Source organism: Mycolicibacterium bacteremicum (assembly GCF_002086115.1).
Taxonomy (GTDB): domain Bacteria; phylum Actinomycetota; class Actinomycetes; order Mycobacteriales; family Mycobacteriaceae; genus Mycobacterium; species Mycobacterium bacteremicum.
On sequence record NZ_MVHJ01000001.1, the window covers coordinates 240,134 to 255,153 of the forward strand.

Annotated in this window: 17 protein-coding genes and 1 tRNA gene; 12 read left to right on the forward strand and 6 right to left on the reverse strand. The window is 68.8% G+C overall.

Annotated features, from left to right (window positions below):
• Positions 1-45: 45 nt before the first annotated feature.
• Entirely contained in the window at positions 46-246 is a 201-nt protein-coding gene (locus BST17_RS29145) for a hypothetical protein (RefSeq protein ID WP_083054699.1), read from the forward strand.
• A gap of 8 nt (positions 247-254) precedes the next feature.
• Here the strand turns inward: BST17_RS29145 and ilvD are convergent, their stop codons facing one another.
• Positions 255-2,099 (reverse strand): dihydroxy-acid dehydratase, encoded by a 1,845-nt coding sequence (gene ilvD / locus BST17_RS01070; RefSeq protein WP_083054701.1) that lies wholly within the window; start codon positions 2,097-2,099, stop codon positions 255-257.
• A gap of 78 nt (positions 2,100-2,177) precedes the next feature.
• Here ilvD and BST17_RS01075 point away from each other — a divergent pair, with 78 nt between their 5' ends.
• A complete protein-coding gene (locus BST17_RS01075; RefSeq protein WP_083055248.1) occupies positions 2,178-3,008 on the forward strand; it encodes a helix-turn-helix transcriptional regulator in 831 nt (276 codons plus the stop codon).
• Between the two features lie 12 nt (positions 3,009-3,020).
• Here the strand turns inward: BST17_RS01075 and BST17_RS01080 are convergent.
• Positions 3,021-3,106, reverse strand: a tRNA-Leu gene (locus tag BST17_RS01080).
• A gap of 118 nt (positions 3,107-3,224) precedes the next feature.
• Here BST17_RS01080 and BST17_RS01085 point away from each other — a divergent pair.
• Positions 3,225-4,565, forward strand: a complete 1,341-nt coding sequence (locus tag BST17_RS01085; RefSeq protein WP_083054704.1) for a M20/M25/M40 family metallo-hydrolase — start codon at positions 3,225-3,227, stop codon at positions 4,563-4,565.
• A gap of 37 nt (positions 4,566-4,602) precedes the next feature.
• Entirely contained in the window at positions 4,603-5,127 is a 525-nt protein-coding gene (locus tag BST17_RS01090; RefSeq protein ID WP_083054706.1) for a YbhB/YbcL family Raf kinase inhibitor-like protein, read from the forward strand.
• Between the two features lie 75 nt (positions 5,128-5,202).
• Here the strand turns inward: BST17_RS01090 and BST17_RS01095 are convergent, their stop codons facing one another.
• The 3 genes from BST17_RS01095 to BST17_RS01105 are packed head-to-tail and all read right to left on the reverse strand — an operon-like array spanning position 5,203 to position 7,543.
• Complete coding sequence (locus BST17_RS01095; RefSeq protein WP_165762192.1) at positions 5,203-6,270, reverse strand: quinone-dependent dihydroorotate dehydrogenase; 1,068 nt, start codon at positions 6,268-6,270, stop codon at positions 5,203-5,205.
• Positions 6,270-6,512, reverse strand: coding sequence for a DUF5703 family protein (locus BST17_RS01100; RefSeq protein WP_083054710.1), 243 nt, complete (start codon positions 6,510-6,512; stop codon positions 6,270-6,272). Before BST17_RS01100 ends, BST17_RS01095 begins: the two co-directional genes overlap by 1 nt.
• Positions 6,509-7,543, reverse strand: coding sequence for a YncE family protein (locus BST17_RS01105; protein ID WP_207573543.1), 1,035 nt, complete (start codon positions 7,541-7,543; stop codon positions 6,509-6,511). The genes BST17_RS01100 and BST17_RS01105 overlap by 4 nt, the downstream gene beginning before the upstream one ends.
• Positions 7,544-7,631: 88 nt before the next feature.
• On the opposite strand from BST17_RS01105, the gene BST17_RS01110 reads away from it, so the two are divergent.
• From BST17_RS01110 to BST17_RS01145, 8 genes are all read left to right on the forward strand, one after another.
• Complete coding sequence (locus BST17_RS01110; RefSeq protein WP_083054714.1) at positions 7,632-7,943, forward strand: hypothetical protein; 312 nt, start codon at positions 7,632-7,634, stop codon at positions 7,941-7,943.
• A gap of 84 nt (positions 7,944-8,027) precedes the next feature.
• Positions 8,028-8,855 carry an undecaprenyl-diphosphate phosphatase gene (locus BST17_RS01115; protein WP_083054716.1) on the forward strand — a complete coding sequence of 276 codons (828 nt, stop codon included), beginning with the start codon at positions 8,028-8,030 and terminating at the stop codon, positions 8,853-8,855.
• Positions 8,856-8,883: 28 nt separating this feature from the next.
• Entirely contained in the window at positions 8,884-9,567 is a 684-nt protein-coding gene (locus BST17_RS01120) for a histidine phosphatase family protein (protein WP_083054718.1), read from the forward strand.
• Positions 9,568-9,600: 33 nt separating this feature from the next.
• Entirely contained in the window at positions 9,601-10,188 is a 588-nt protein-coding gene (locus tag BST17_RS01125; protein WP_083054720.1) for an Rv2134c family protein, read from the forward strand.
• The gene (locus BST17_RS01130) at positions 10,172-11,002 is read left to right on the forward strand and encodes an Rv2133c family protein (RefSeq protein ID WP_083054722.1); all 831 of its coding nucleotides are present in this window, start codon (positions 10,172-10,174) and stop codon (positions 11,000-11,002) included. The genes BST17_RS01125 and BST17_RS01130 overlap by 17 nt, the downstream gene beginning before the upstream one ends.
• Before the next feature lie 45 nt (positions 11,003-11,047).
• Positions 11,048-11,854, forward strand: coding sequence for a 3'(2'),5'-bisphosphate nucleotidase CysQ (locus tag BST17_RS01135; RefSeq protein ID WP_083054724.1), 807 nt, complete (start codon positions 11,048-11,050; stop codon positions 11,852-11,854).
• A gap of 99 nt (positions 11,855-11,953) precedes the next feature.
• Positions 11,954-13,192: a cysteine--1-D-myo-inosityl 2-amino-2-deoxy-alpha-D-glucopyranoside ligase gene (gene mshC, locus BST17_RS01140; RefSeq protein WP_083054726.1), complete on the forward strand. Its 1,239-nt coding sequence runs from the start codon at positions 11,954-11,956 to the stop codon at positions 13,190-13,192.
• 21 nt (positions 13,193-13,213) lie between these two features.
• Positions 13,214-14,092, forward strand: a complete 879-nt coding sequence (locus BST17_RS01145) for an SDR family oxidoreductase (RefSeq protein ID WP_083054728.1) — start codon at positions 13,214-13,216, stop codon at positions 14,090-14,092.
• A gap of 48 nt (positions 14,093-14,140) precedes the next feature.
• Here BST17_RS01145 and BST17_RS01150 read toward each other — a convergent pair whose 3' ends face one another.
• Positions 14,141-15,010 carry a PAC2 family protein gene (locus BST17_RS01150; RefSeq protein WP_083054730.1) on the reverse strand — a complete coding sequence of 290 codons (870 nt, stop codon included), beginning with the start codon at positions 15,008-15,010 and terminating at the stop codon, positions 14,141-14,143.
• Positions 15,011-15,020: the final 10 nt, after the last annotated feature.

The following is a 15,020-nucleotide window of genomic DNA, read 5'->3' on the forward strand; positions in this document are numbered from 1 at the left end:
TACACCTCACGTATCAATGGAGACGTGGGGTAGGAGACACGGAACATGAGTTGGCACACCGGTGACACTGTGACCGCCAGCCGCGAGATCAACGCAATGGACGTCCAGACGGTGCCCGAGGGCGCGGTCGGGACCATCGAACAGACCACGGTCTTCGGCCAGCCGAAGGTCGTGTGCTTCACCGTGCCCACCGTGTGGGGCACCAAACGGGCGTGTGTGCCCGTGCATCGCGGCGATATCAACTAGTTCGGACGTCAGAGGGCGTCGATATCGCGCGCGGCGCCCTTGTCGGCCGACAATGCCAGCGCCGCATAGGCGCGCAAGGCCGGCGACACCGTGCGTTGGCGGTCCTTCGGTCGGTATCCGCCGGAGGCCTCCAGCGCGCGGCGGCGCCGGTCCAACTCCTCGTCGGGCACATCCACCTCGATACTGCGGTGCGGGATGTCGATGGTGATCAGGTCGCCATCGGCCACCAGCGCGATGGCACCGCCGGCCGCGGCCTCGGGGGATACGTGGCCGATCGACAGCCCCGACGTTCCGCCGGAGAACCGGCCGTCGGTGATCAGCGCGCACTGGGCCCCCAGTCCCCGGCCCTTCAAATAGGCTGTCGGATAGAGCATTTCCTGCATCCCGGGTCCACCCTTGGGCCCTTCGTAACGGATCACCACCACATCGCCGGGCTGCACCCGCTTGTTCAGGATGGCGTCCACCGCGTCCTCCTGGGACTCCAGCACCACCGCGGGCCCGGAGAACTTCCAGATGGATTCGTCGACACCGGCGGTCTTGACGATGCACCCGTCCACCGACAGGTTGCCGCGCAGCACCGCCAGCCCGCCGTCGGCGGAGTAGGCGTTCGCCACGTCGCGGATACAACCGTTCTGGGCATCGGTGTCCAGGCTGTCCCACCGCTCGGACTGCGAGAACGCCGTGGCCGACCGCACACATCCGGGTGCGGCGTGGAAGAGTTCGACGGCTTGCGCACTGGGTGAGCCACCGCGAATGTCCCACTCGCGCAACCACTGCGCCAAGGATTCCGCATGCACGGTATGCACGGTCTCGTGCAGGTGCCCGCCCCGCCACAGTTCACCGAGAATGGCGGGGATGCCGCCGGCGCGGTGCACATCCTCCATCAGATAGTGGCCGTTGGGCGCGACCTTGCACAGGCACGGGACCAGCTGGCTGCGTTTCTCGATGTCTTTGAGGGTGTAGTCGAGCCCGGCCTCGCGCGCGGCGGCCAGCAGATGCAGCACGGTGTTGGTGGACCCGCCCATCGCGATATCGAGTGCCATCGCGTTGTCGAACGCGTCGCGGGTGGCAATCGCGCGCGGCAGGACGCTGGTGTCGTTCTGGTCGTAGTACCGCCGGACGATGTCCATGACGGTGGTACCGGCCTTCTCGTAGAGCGCGCGCCTGGCGGTGTGGGTGGCCAGCACCGAACCGTTGCCGGGCAGGGCCAGTCCCAGTGCCTCGGTGAGGCAGTTCATCGAGTTCGCGGTGAACATGCCCGAACACGAACCGCACGTCGGGCAGGCGGCCTCCTCGATGCGCGCGATGTCGTCGTCGGATACGTCGGTGTTGACGGCATCGGCGATGGCCGACACCAGATTGAGTCGGGTGCGCACGGTGCCGTCGACGAGCACGGCCGTGCCGCCCTCCATCGGACCGCCGGAGACGAACACAGTGGGAATGTCCAGCCGCAGCGCCGCCATCAGCATCCCCGGAGTTATCTTGTCGCAGTTCGAGATACACACCAACGCGTCGGCGCAGTGCGCGTTGACCATGTACTCCACCGAGTCGGCGATCAACTCACGCGACGGCAGCGAGTACAGCATCCCGCCGTGGCCCATGGCGATGCCGTCGTCGACGGCGATGGTGTTGAACTCGCGGGGCACACCCCCGGCGGCCGAGATGGCGTCCGAGACGATGCGGCCGACGGGCTGCAGGTGGGTGTGTCCCGGAACGAACTCGGTGAAGCTGTTGGCCACCGCGACGATCGGCTTGCCGATATCGGAGCCCGCCACCCCGGCGGCGCGCAGCAGTGAGCGCGCACCGGCCATGTTCCGACCGTGGGTGACCGTGCGGGATCTGAGCTCTGGCATGCCACACACCGTGCCATTCGCCGCGTCTACGTGGGAAGACGCTGCTGATACTAGTACTGACACCACTACCCTGTGAGCGTGGACAAACGCAACAGACAGCGCAGCGCGCTCGGGGATTTTCTGCGGGCGCGCCGCGAAGCGGCACCGCGTGCAGAACTGGGCTTCCCGGCGACCCCGCGGATGCGTACCACCGGCCTGCGCCGTGAGGAGGTCGCGGTGCTGTCCGGGGTGAGCGCCACCTGGTACACCTGGCTCGAGCAGGGCCGCGAGATCAACCCGTCCAAACAGGTGCTCGACGCCGTCGGCCGCGCGCTGCGTCTGTCACCGGCCGAACAGGATTACGTGCTGGCCCTCGGCGGCTACCGCGCGACGCCCAGCGCCGGCGACGTGACCGGCCCGCCACCACCGCACATCCAGCGCTTCCTGGACGCACTATCGGGATATCCAGCCTTCGCCATCGGGCCCAGTTGGACCATCGTCGCCTGGAACCGCGCCTATGCCGCGCTGTACCCGAACGTGCAGACCACACCCGCCGCGGACCGCAACCTGCTGCGGCTGGTGTTCCTGGACCCCGCAATCCGAGAGTTGTTGCCGGACTGGCAGATCGACAGCCGGCGCTTCCTCGCCGAGTTCCGTGCCGAGGCCGGTCCGCGGGTCGGCGAGCCGGTCTACACCGAGCTCATCGACCGGTTGTTCGCCGACAGTGAGCATTTCCGGGCCGGCTGGCAGGCCAGCAGCATCGAGCGGTTCGCCTCCCGGGAGCGCCGCTTCTTCCACCCCCGGGTGGGTGAGTTGCTGCTGGAGCACCATCAACTCACTCCGGCGGACGCACCGGACATCCAGATCGTGGCGTATCTACCCGTCCCCGGTAGCGGCGCCGCAGAACGCTTGGCGGAGTTGATCGGTTGAAAGAAGAACGTGTGTCCGAGGGGGGACTTGAACCCCCACGCCCGTTAATAGGGCACTAGCACCTCAAGCTAGCGCGTCTGCCATTCCGCCACTCGGACATTGCTCCGCGCCGTCGGCGAGGAGCGACTAAGGCTAACGGATAGGGGCGGCCGGACCCAAACCAGGCGGTGGCGCGGGTCGACCCGGACGTCCCAAACGGCCGCTCCGGTGGTACGAATGGACACTGTGACCACCCCGGCGAGCGCCGCTGACGAGGTCGTCGACCTCGTCAGCACCCTGATCCGTTTCGACACCTCCAACACCGGAGATCCGGCCACCACGCGCGGGGAGGCGGATTGCGCCCAGTGGGTGGGGGATCGGCTGCGTGAGGTCGGCTACCGCACCGAGTACATCGAGGCCGCCCCCGGTCGCGGCAACCTCTTCGCCCGGTTGCCCGGGGCCGACCGGGACCGCGGGGCCCTATTGATCCACGGTCACCTCGACGTCGTGCCCGCCGAGCCCGCCGACTGGAGCGTGCACCCGTTCTCCGGCGCGGTGAAGGACGGCTATGTCTGGGGCCGCGGCGCGGTCGACATGAAGGACATGGTCGGCATGATGATCGCCGTCGCCAGGCACTTCAAACGCGCCAACATCGTGCCCCCGCGCGATCTGGTGTTCGCTTTCGTCTCCGATGAGGAACACGGCGGCACCTACGGCGCGCAATGGCTCGTCGACAACCGGCCGGACTTGTTCGAGGGCATCACCGAGGCCATCGGCGAGGTCGGGGGATTCTCGCTGACCGTGCCGTCGCGCCACGGCGGCGAACGTCGGCTCTACCTGGTGGAGACCGCCGAGAAGGGCATCGCCTGGATGCGACTGTCCGCGCGCGGCCGGGCCGGGCACGGCTCGATGGTGCACCAGGACAACGCCGTCACGACGGTGGCCGAGGCCGTCGCCAAACTCGGCAGGCACCGGTTTCCCCTGGTCCTCACCGAACCGGTGGCGCAGTTCCTGCAGGCCGTCTCGGAGGAAACCGGGTACGAATTCGACGTGGACTCACCCGATCTGGAGGGCGCCATCGCCAAGCTCGGCGATATCGCCCGCATCGTCGGGGCGACCCTGCGCGATACCGCCAATCCGACGATGCTCAAGGCGGGTTACAAGGCCAACGTGATTCCGGCGACCGCCGAGGCGGTCATCGACTGCCGGGTACTGCCGGGGCGGCGGGCCGCTTTCGAACGCGAGGTCGACGAGCTCATCGGGCCCGACGTGGTGCGCACCTGGGAGCGTGACCTGCCCTCGGTCGAGACGACCTTCGACGGTGACCTGGTCGACGCGATGAACGACGCGCTGCTGGCCGTCGATCCGGAAGCCCGCATCGTGCCGTACATGCTCTCCGGCGGGACGGATGCAAAGGCGTTCTCCCGGTTGGGTATTCAGTGCTTCGGATTCGCCCCGCTGCGGCTTCCGCCGGATCTGGATTTCGCCGCGCTGTTCCACGGCGTCGATGAGCGGGTACCCGTGGACGCATTACAGTTCGGCACCGAGGTGCTCGAACATTTCTTGACCCACTGCTGATCAGTCCGACCCACTGCTGACGACGAGAAAGGCCGATATGCCCACCGACCCGTACGCCAACCTGCCCACGCTGCCGACCTTCGAGCTGACGTCTGAGACGGTGACCGACGGCCAGCCCGCCGGCAACGATCAGGTCAGCGGCATCATGGGCGCCGGCGGTAACGATGTCTCACCGCAGCTGAGCTGGTCGGGCTTCCCGGAGGAGACCCGCAGCTTCGCGATCACCGTGTACGACCCCGACGCGCCCACCCTGTCCGGGTTCTGGCACTGGGCCGTCGCCGATCTACCCGCCTCGGTCACCTCGCTGCCCGCCGACGCCGGGAACGGCGACCCGCTGCCCGGCAACGCGGTGACGCTGACCAATGACGCCGGCATCAAGCGCTTCCTGGGTGCCGCGCCGCCGGCCGGGCACGGCCCGCACCGCTACTACGTGGCCGTGCACGCGCTGCCCGTCGAGTCGCTGGAGCTGCCCGACGGCGCGACCCCGGCCTATCTGGGCTTCAACCTGTTCGGCCAGGCGATCGCCCGTGCCGTGCTGCACTACACCTACGAGCAGAAGTAGCCGCCGACTGGCTGCGAGCGTGCGTGGACTCTGCCGACTGATCGGCGAGTTGCCCGCAGACGCGCACGCTCGCCGTCAGGTGAAGGAGGTTTCGGCGCCGACGGCCTCCGAGAGCGAGGCGAAGCCGCCCTCGCGCAGCCGGCGCGCCAGCCCGTCGTGGATCTGCTTGGCGTACAGGCCGCCGGCGTAGACGAATCCGGTGTAGCCCTGCAGCAGTGATGCCCCGGCCAGGATACGAGCCCAGGCGTCATCGGCCGTTTCGATACCGCCGACGCTGATCAGCACCAGCCTGTCACCGACGCGCGCATACAGCCGGCGCAGCACCTCCAGGGCACGGTGCGCCACCGGTGGGCCGGACACCCCGCCGGCGCCCAGCGCTTCGACGCCCGGGGTCCGCAGCCCGTCGCGGGACACCGTGGTGTTGGTGGCCACGATGCCGGCCAACCCCAATTCCACCGCGAGATCGGCGATGTCGTCGATATCGGAATCCGACAGGTCCGGTGCGATCTTCACCAGCACCGGCACCGTGGCGACCTCGCGGACCGCCGCCAGGATCGGCCGCAGCGAGGCCACCGCCTGCAGATCGCGCAGACCCGGCGTGTTGGGCGAACTCACGTTCACCACCAGGTAGGAAGCCAGGTGCCCGACCAGCCGCGCGCTGGTCACGTAATCCTCGACGGCCCGCTCGGCCGGGGTGACCTTGGTCTTGCCGATGTTCACCCCGATCGGCACATCGGCGGTGTGCCCGCCCAGCTGTTGCGCCAACGCGGCGGCACCCCGGTTGTTGAAACCCATCCGGTTCAGCAGGCCGCGATCCTCGGGCAGCCGGAACATCCGCGGCCGGGGGTTGCCCGGCTGCGCTTCGGCGGTGACGGTGCCGATCTCGGCATAGCCGAATCCCAGCGCGCCCCAGGTCTGCAGACCGTGACCGTCCTTGTCGAAACCGGCGGCCAGCCCGAGCGGGCCGGGGAAACGCACGCCCCACACGGTGCTGGCCAGGATCGGATCGGCAGGCGCCAGCCGGCGGGCCAGCATCCGGCGGCTCACGCCGGCCGCGGCGGCCAATCGCAGGACCGCGAAGACGAAGGCGTGGATGCGTTCGGGCGCGACGAGGAAGAATCCCCGCCGCAGCAGGCGGTAGATCACAGGGCGGGCTGCTCTCCGAGCGTCGTCTTCTTGCGGCGCAACAACACCCGGCGGCTACCGTCGGTGTAGAGCCGGACCCTGGTCAGCTCCCAGCCGCGGTACTGCGCCTCGATGGACAACCGCACCGAGGCCGACAGCCGGGTGACGTCCGGCGGCAGCTTCAGCGGCACCCACTCGTACTCGTCGGAGAGGTCACCGGCCCAGCCGGCCGGCATCCGTCCACGTGCCACTGTCGTCATGGCCTGCTCGCCCCCTTGATCGCCTGCACCCCGGCGCCGGCGCCCGACACCACGTAGAGCGTGTCCGCGTTCTCGTCGAAGGCCAGGATGTCGGGTTGCCGCACAGTTCTATAACGCACCTTCTCGACGGGAATTCCGGTCGCCAGATCGTATCCAACGACGGTGTTGCTCGCCGTCTGTGACACCCAGGCCAGCGTCGGGGACCCGGCCACCCCGTATGGCGTGTCGGGAACCGGGTAGCGCTGGCGCAGGATCAGCGGTTCGGTGCCGTAGACCAGCAGCGCTCCGCCGCGGGTGTCGACGACGAGTACCCGCCCGGCCGGGTCGACGGCCATCGAGGTGGCGCCTTCACCGGCCCGCAGTGCCTGTTCCTGGGCCGTCCCGTCGGCGTCGATCTCGGTCACCGAGGTCTGGCCCCGGTCCAGCGCGACGATCGAATCGTCGTCGGTGACAAGCGCATCGACGCGGGCGAAATTCTTCAGGGTGGCGCCGACCTCGGTGTCCGAGCTCAGCGTGTACACCGCGCCGTCGGCGCTGCCGAGGACCAGGCCGCCGCCGTAGTGGCGGGCGATCGCGGTGAATTCGGTGTCGCCCTGACCGTCGACCTCCACCGGGGTGGCGGCGCCGACGGCGATATTGACCCGCAGATAGCCGCCCCGGGTGGACAGCCACAGCGTTCCCGACCCGTCACCGGTGAGCGCGGTGGCCGCGGCGGGGAGGTTGACGGTGCGCACCGGACCGGTCGTCGGTACCACCGTGAGGCGGTCGGCCGGGCCCAGCACGACCAGCGAGGCGGTACGGATATCGAAGGCGGCGGCCAGAGCGGGCCCGGCCAATGGCGTCACGGTGCCGTCGACAGCCCCGCTGACCGGTGGCGAGACGGCCGGCGTCGCGACGGGAATGGTCGGTGGTGGCGAATCGACCGGTGACGATGAGCATGCCGAAGCGGTGACGACAACCAGCGCCAATGCAGAAGCGGTCCGGACCCGAAATGCGGATTTCGTATTCAATGGCCCCTCAGAACTCCTCATTCCGTATTCATCGTGCTTCCGCTTTCAAACTTTGCGCAAAGTTTGGCAAGTGGAACGTAAACGTCAATTTGTGGGTATGGTGCGAGCTATGGCACTGGCGCCGGAAACCGAACTGTTGGCAGCAGAGTTTGCCATCGAGCATGTCTCGACCGGCGTACACGCCAGCGGGTTCGGCACGCTCGGCGACGGCCGCAGCTTCTCCTTTCACGTCGAGGACCGCTCCAGCCTGGTCGTCGAGGTGTACCGGCCCCGGCTGAGCGGTCCCGTCCCGCAGCACGAGGACATCATCGCCCGCTCGACACGCAGCCTGATCGACATCGATGTCACCGATGAGCGCAGCGTAGCCGCCACCGTGCGGGACGCGATCGCCGGAGCGGAGCCGGTGCGCGCACCGCGCTGACCCGAGGCCCACGGTACGGTCGTCCGCGTGGTTAGAGATTCCCGTGGTTAGAGATGCCCATGGTTAGAGATGTCCATGGTTGAGATGTCGTGGTTGCAGGTCGTCGTGCTTGCCGTGGTCCAGGGACTGACCGAATTCCTGCCGGTCTCCTCGTCGGGCCACCTCGCCATCGTCTCCGAGGCGTTCTTCGGCGGTGATGCCGGCGCGTCGTTCACCGCGGTGGTGCAGATCGGCACCGAGGTGGCGGTGCTGATCTATTTCGCCCGCGACATCGGCCGTATCCTCACCGCCTGGTTCGGCGGCCTGCGCCATCCCGACCGCCGGACACCGGACTACTGGCTGGGCTGGTGGGTGATCATCGGCACCATTCCGATCGGGGTGTTCGGCTTCACGCTGCAGCACTTCATCCGTGACGACATCCGCAACCTCTGGATCATCGCGACCGCGCTGATCGTGTTCTCGTTCGTCATCGCCGCGGCCGAGTACCTGGGCAAGCAGACCCGCGCCATCGAGCAGTTCACCTGGCGGGACAGTCTGATCATCGGCTCGGCACAGGCGCTCGCACTGATTCCGGGTGTGTCGCGGTCCGGTGTCACGATCAGCGCCGGGCTGTTCCTCGGCCAGAAACGCGAAGCCGCGGCCCGGTTCGGCTTCCTGCTGGCCATTCCCGCGGTGCTGGGGTCGGGGCTCTACGAACTGCGGCACGTCTTCGAACCGGGCACCACCGGCATGAGCGCCACCGTCGCGCAGATCGTGCTGGGCACCGTCATCGCCTTCGTGGTCGGCTACGCCGCGGTCGCCTGGTTCCTCAAATTCCTGGTCAACCACAGCATGTACTGGTTCGTCGGTTACCGGATCATCCTCGGCGTCGTGGTGCTGGCCCTGCTGGGCACCGGGGTGCTGGCCGCCTGATGATCCCGCCCACCGCGAGGAACCGCCCGTGACCGTCATCCTGCTGCGGCACGGCCGCTCAACCTCGAACACCGCGCACACGCTGGCCGGCCGCTCCGAGGGTGTCGACCTCGACGACCGGGGCCGCGAGCAGGCCCAGGCCGTGGTCGCACGGATCGGGGATCTGCCGGTCAAGGCCATCGTGCGCTCACCGCTGCTGCGCTGTGCCAACACCGTGGCCCCGCTGGCTGCCGCGCTGGGCATCGAACCCGTCGTGGAGGACCGCATCATCGAGGTCGACTACGGGGCCTGGACCGGACGCAAGATCTCCGAACTGTTCAAGGAGCCGTTGTGGAAGGTGGTGCAGGCCCAGCCGAGCGCGGCCGTCTTCCCCGAGGGCGAGGGGCTGGCACAGGTCCAGGCCCGCGCCGTGGCAGCGATCCGCGAACACGACCGGCAGCTGTCGGAGACACACGGTGGCGATGCACTGTGGATCGCCTGCACCCACGGCGACGTCATCAAATCGGTGCTCGCCGACGCATTGGGCACCCATCTGGACAGCTTTCAGCGCATCACCGCCGACCCGGCCTCGATGAGCGTCATCCGCTACACCGACACCCGGCCGTTCGTGCTGCACGTCAACCACACCGGTGACGGGCTCACCGCCGCGTTGAGCGCCAAGCCGGCCGCCGCACCAGCCGGTGACGCGGTTGTCGGCGGCTCCACCGATTGAGTCGCGCCACTACCGGCTATTTTGAAAGGTGCCATGGCCCGCGCAATTCACGTCTTCCGCTCACCCGACCGCTTCGTGGCCGGGACCGTCGGGCAGCCCGGGAACCGCACGTTCTACCTGCAGGCCGTCCACGACAAACGAGTGGTGTCGGTGATGCTGGAGAAGCAGCAGGTCGCCGTGCTGGCCGAGCGCATCTCGGCACTGCTGGTGGAGATCAACCGGCGCTTCGGCACCCCGATCCCGCCGGACACCGGCGAAATCGACGACCTGCACCCGTTGGAGATGCCGGTGGACGCCGAGTTCCGGGTGGGCACCATGGGCCTGGGCTGGGATTCCGAGGCGCAGACGGTCGTGGTCGAACTGCTGGCGGTGTCGGACACCGAGTTCGACGCCTCGGTGGTGCTCGACGACGCCGAGGACGGGCCCGATGCCGTCCGGGTCTTCCTGTCGCCGGAATCGGCCCGCGAGTTCGCGACGCGCTCCAACCGCGTCATCTCCGCGGGTCGGCCGCCGTGCCCGTTGTGTGACGAACCACTCGATCCCGAGGGCCACATCTGCGTGCGCACCAACGGGTATCGGCGCGGCGCCTTCGGCGGGACAGACGATGAACCGCCCTTCTGACGCCGATGTCGCCGAGCTGCTGACCACCGGTGAACTCAGCGTCATCGGCCGTATCCGCTCGGCGAGCAACGCGACGTTCCTGTGCGAATCCACAGCGGCCGGACGCAGCGTGCACTGCGTCTACAAGCCGGTCGCCGGTGAGGCGCCACTGTGGGACTTTCCCGACGGCACACTGGCCGGCCGGGAACGCGCCGCCTATCTGGTGTCGGATGCGCTGGGCTGGGAGATCGTGCCGCACACCGTGATTCGGGACGGTCCCGCCGGCGCGGGCATGGTGCAGCTGTGGGTCGACCAGCCCGGTGACGGGTTGACCGACGTCCCGGAGCCCGACGACGACAGCCTGGATCTGGTGGACCTGGTGCCGGCCGGGCCGCTGCCCACCGGTTACCTGGCCATCCTGCAGGCCTATGACCAGGCCGGGGATCCGGTGACCCTGGTGCACGCCGATGACGACCGGCTGCGGCGGATGGCGGTGTTCGACGTGCTGATCAACAACGCCGACCGCAAGGGCGGCCACATCCTGGCCGGGGTGGACGGACGGGTGCGCGGTGTCGACCACGGTGTGACGCTGCACACCGAGGACAAGTTGCGCACCGTGCTGTGGGGCTGGGCGGGCAAACCCGTCGACGACGATCTGCTCACCGCCGTCGCCGAGTTGGGGGTCCGCATGCGCGACGGGCTCGGCGAACAGCTGCGCGAACACATCACCACCCGCGAGGTCGCCGCGCTGAACGCCAGAATTGTTGCGCTGCTCGATGATCCGGTGATGCCATCACCGGACCGGCACCGCCCGATCCCGTGGCCGGCCTTCTAGGCGCGGGTACCGGACCCGTCGGGCCGACGACGCCAGGCAATACTGATGGGCGTGACTTCCGCTGCGCAGACCGACGCCGACGTGGCCGCCGTGGTGGCCGCCGAAGCCGGGGAACTGCTGCTCGCCGTCCGGGAGGAGGTCGGCTTCTATGACTCCTACGATCTGGGCGATGCCGGCGACCGGCGCGCCAACACCCTGATCCTCAAGCGCCTCGCCGAGCTGCGCCCCGGCGACGCTGTGCTGTCGGAGGAGGCGGTCGACGATCTGTCCCGGGTGCACGCCGACCGGGTCTGGATCGTCGACCCGGTCGACGGCACCCGGGAGTTCTCGATGCCCGGGCACACCGATTGGGCGGTGCACATCGCGCTGTGGCAGCGGCACGGTCACGCTGCCGGAGCCGCTCCGGCGGCGACCGGTGACCAGGGCGCCATCACCGATGCCGCCGTGGGACTGCCTGCGCTGGGCCAGGTGTACCGCACCGACACCGTCACCCCGCCGCCGCCACGGCGGCCCGGACCCATTCGGATCACCGCGAGCACATACCGTCCCCCAGCGGTGCTGTGGTGGCTGCGCGAGCAGATGGACATCGAGGTGGTGCGCATCGGCTCGGCCGGCGCGAAGGCGATGGCCGTCGTCCGCGGTGATGTGGACGCCTACATCCACGCAGGTGGGCAATGGGAATGGGATTCGGCGGCCCCGGCCGGCGTGGTGCAGGCCGCCGGCTTGCACGCCACCCGACTGGGCGGCGCACCGCTGGTGTACAACCGCCGCGACCCGTATCTGCCGGATCTGCTCATGTGCCGGCCCGAGTTGGCCGGGCCGCTGCTCGAGGTCATCCGGTCCGCCTTCTGAGGGCGGGCGGGAATGAACCTGCCGTCGAACTTGTCGGTTCCTGGCGGAAGCCACATCCACCGGAGGGCACAGGTGAGCGAACACTTTAGAGTCGACGTCATGCAGTCCTGGCCGGCGCCGACCGTTCCCACGTTGCCCGGCACCGGTGTGCCGCTGCGGCTCTATGACACCGCCGACCGGCAGGTTCGCCCGGTGGCGCCCGGGCCGACCGCAACCATGTACGTCTGCGGGATCACCCCCTACGACGCGACCCATCTGGGCCACGCGGCCACCTATCTGACGTTCGACCTGGTGAATCGGGTGTGGCGAGACGCCGGCCACGACGTGCACTACGTACAGAACATCACCGACGTCGACGATCCGTTGTTCGAACGTGCGGCCCGCGACGGCATCGACTGGCGCGAACTCGGCGACCGGGAGACCCAGCTGTTCCGCGAGGACATGACCGCGTTGCGGGTGCTGCCGCCGCGTGACTATGTCGCCGCCACCGACGCGATCGCCGAGGTGATCGAACTGGTCGAGAAGATGCTGGCCGCGGGCGCCGCCTACATCGTCGACGATGCCCGGTATCCCGATGTCTACTTCCGCGCCGACGCGACCGTGCAGTTCGGCTACGAATCCGGCTACGACCACGAGACGATGTCGCGGCTGTTCGCCGAACGCGGCGGCGACCCGGACCGCACCGGCAAGGCCGACCCGCTCGACGCGCTGCTGTGGCGCATCGAGCGTCCCGGCGAGCCCAGCTGGCCCTCGCCGTTCGGTGCCGGTCGCCCGGGGTGGCACGTGGAGTGTGCCGCGATCGCGCTGACCCGCATCGGCACCGGACTCGACATCCAGGGCGGCGGTTCCGACCTGATCTTCCCGCACCACGAGTTCTCGGCCGCGCACGCCGAATCCGCGAGCGGGGAGCGCCGCTTCGCCCGGCATTACGTGCACTCCGGGATGATCGGGTGGGACGGCCACAAGATGAGCAAGAGCCGGGGCAATCTGGTGTTGGTGTCCCGGTTACGGGCCGACGGGGTGGATCCGTCCGCGGTCCGGCTCGGCCTGTTCGCCGGGCACTACCGCGCGGACCGGTTCTGGAGCGATGACGTCCTGCGGGAGGCACAGGACCGGCTGCAGCGGTGGCGGGCGGCGGCGGCGCTGCCCGCCGGACCCGATGCCACCGACCTGCTCAACCGGGTTCGCGGATATCTGGCCGACGACCTCGACACCCCTAAAGCCCTTGCCGCCATTGATGGTTGGTGTACCGACGCGACCACCTACGGCGGCAGCGACACCGCGGCACCGCGGCTGGTCGCCGACCTGACCGACGCGCTGCTGGGTGTGGCGCTGTAGCCGACGAGTACGTTGACGGCCATGAGCTCACTGCACGGCAAGGTCGTCTTCATCACCGGGGGAGCGCGCGGCGTCGGAGCCGAACTGGCCCGCCGGCTGCGCCGCAAGGGCGCGAAACTGGTGCTCACCGATCTGGACGAAACACCGCTGACCGAACTGGCCGCCGAACTCGGCGGCGAGGCCCATGTGCTGACCGCCTTGGCCGACGTGCGGGATCTGCCCGCGATGCAGAAGGCCGCCGAGGCCGCCGTCGCCCGGTTCGGCGGAATCGACATCGTGGTCGCCAACGCGGGCATCGCCAGCTTCGGTTCGGTGCTGCAGGTCGACCCCGACGCGTTCCGGCGGGTCGTCGACGTCAACATCATCGGGGTGTTCAACACCGTCCGGGCGACCCTGCCCGCGGTCATCGAACGCCGCGGTTACGTGCTGGTGGTGTCCTCGCTGGCAGCGTTCACCTCCGCACCCGGGCTGGCCGCCTACCACGCCTCCAAGGCCGGTGCCGAGTACTTCGCCAACACCCTGCGCCTGGAGGTGGCACACCGCGGCGTCGACGTGGGGTGCGCCCACATGAGCTGGATCGACACCCCGCTGGTGCAGGACGCTAAGGCCGACCTGTCCACCTTCCGCGAGATGCTCACCCGGATGCCCGGGCCGCTGAAGAAGACGACCACGGTGCAGGCCTGCGGCGCGGCGTTCGTCCGCGGTATCGAGCGGCGCAGCAAACGGATCTACTGCCCGAACTGGGTCGGCCTGTTCCGCTGGGTCCGGCCGGTGGTGTCGACCACCGTCGCCGAACGCGATATCCGCCGGTTCACCCCGGAACTGCTGCCGCAGTTGGATGCCGAGGTCGCCGGGCTGGGCCGCTCGCTCAGCGCACGCACCGAGGCGCTGGAGGACTGACGGCCGGGCTGGATGTGGCCGCTCAGCGGCCGGGCTGGATTTGGCCGCTCAGCGGCCGCGCCGGCGCAGATACCGCTCGAACTCCGCGGCCAGCGCGTCCCCGTCGATCTTGCCGAGCGCCTCGTTCATGTCGACCTCGGCGTCGCCACGCTCCTCCAGGGACTGCACGTACTCGGCGATCTCGTCGTCCTCGGCCGTCATCTCGGTGACCGCCTGCTCCCACTCCTCGGCTGCGGCCGGCAGATCCGCCAGCGGAACCTCGATGTCGAGCACATCCTCCACCCGGCGCAACAACGCCACCGTGGCCTTCGGGTTCGGCGGCTGCGAGACGTAATGCGGCACCGCCGCCCAGAACGTCACCGCGGGAATGCCGGCCTGCACGCAGGCGTCCTGGAACACCCCGGCGATACCGGTCGGTCCCTCGTACCGGGTCTCCTCCAGACCGAAGAACTTCGCCGAGTCCGCCGAGTAGGCGGCACCGGAGACCGGGACCGGCCGGGTGTGCGGCGTATCGGCCAGCAGCGCACCCAGGATCACCACGGTGTCCACGTTGAGCTTGTCGGCGATCGCAAGCAGCTCCGAACAGAAGGTGCGCCACCGCATGTTGGGTTCGACGCCGTGCATCAGCACGATGTCGCGGTCGCTACCCGGCGGGCGGCAGTGCGAGATCCGCATCGACGGCCACACCAGCTCACGGGTCACCCCGTCGATCTGCCGGATCACCGGGCGGTTGACCTGATAGTCGTAGTAGGTCTCGTCGTCGATCTCAACGATGGTCTCGGCCTCCCAGATGGAGTCCAGGTGCTCCAGCGCGCCACTGGCCGCGTCACCGGCGTCGTTCCAGCCTTCGAAGGCCGCGACGACGACCGTGTTCTGCAGTTCCGGCAGGCCGGGTCCGCTCGCATCCGAAGGTGTCACACTGCCAGCG

Coding starts and splice junctions, on each gene's coding strand:
- BST17_RS01115 (WP_083054716.1), top strand. CDS start 8,028: ATGTCGTGGTTGCAGGTCGTCGTGCTTGCCGTGGTCCAGGGACTGACC.
- BST17_RS01110 (WP_083054714.1), top strand. CDS start 7,632: ATGGCACTGGCGCCGGAAACCGAACTGTTGGCAGCAGAGTTTGCCATC.
- BST17_RS01105 (WP_207573543.1), bottom strand. CDS start 7,543: ATGAGGAGTTCTGAGGGGCCATTGAATACGAAATCCGCATTTCGGGTC.
- mshC (WP_083054726.1), top strand. CDS start 11,954: ATGCAGTCCTGGCCGGCGCCGACCGTTCCCACGTTGCCCGGCACCGGT.
- BST17_RS01135 (WP_083054724.1), top strand. CDS start 11,048: ATGGGCGTGACTTCCGCTGCGCAGACCGACGCCGACGTGGCCGCCGTG.
- BST17_RS01100 (WP_083054710.1), bottom strand. CDS start 6,512: ATGACGACAGTGGCACGTGGACGGATGCCGGCCGGCTGGGCCGGTGAC.
- BST17_RS01090 (WP_083054706.1), top strand. CDS start 4,603: ATGCCCACCGACCCGTACGCCAACCTGCCCACGCTGCCGACCTTCGAG.
- ilvD (WP_083054701.1), bottom strand. CDS start 2,099: ATGCCAGAGCTCAGATCCCGCACGGTCACCCACGGTCGGAACATGGCC.
- BST17_RS01145 (WP_083054728.1), top strand. CDS start 13,214: ATGAGCTCACTGCACGGCAAGGTCGTCTTCATCACCGGGGGAGCGCGC.
- BST17_RS01125 (WP_083054720.1), top strand. CDS start 9,601: ATGGCCCGCGCAATTCACGTCTTCCGCTCACCCGACCGCTTCGTGGCC.
- BST17_RS01085 (WP_083054704.1), top strand. CDS start 3,225: ATGGACACTGTGACCACCCCGGCGAGCGCCGCTGACGAGGTCGTCGAC.
- BST17_RS29145 (WP_083054699.1), top strand. CDS start 46: ATGAGTTGGCACACCGGTGACACTGTGACCGCCAGCCGCGAGATCAAC.
- BST17_RS01130 (WP_083054722.1), top strand. CDS start 10,172: ATGAACCGCCCTTCTGACGCCGATGTCGCCGAGCTGCTGACCACCGGT.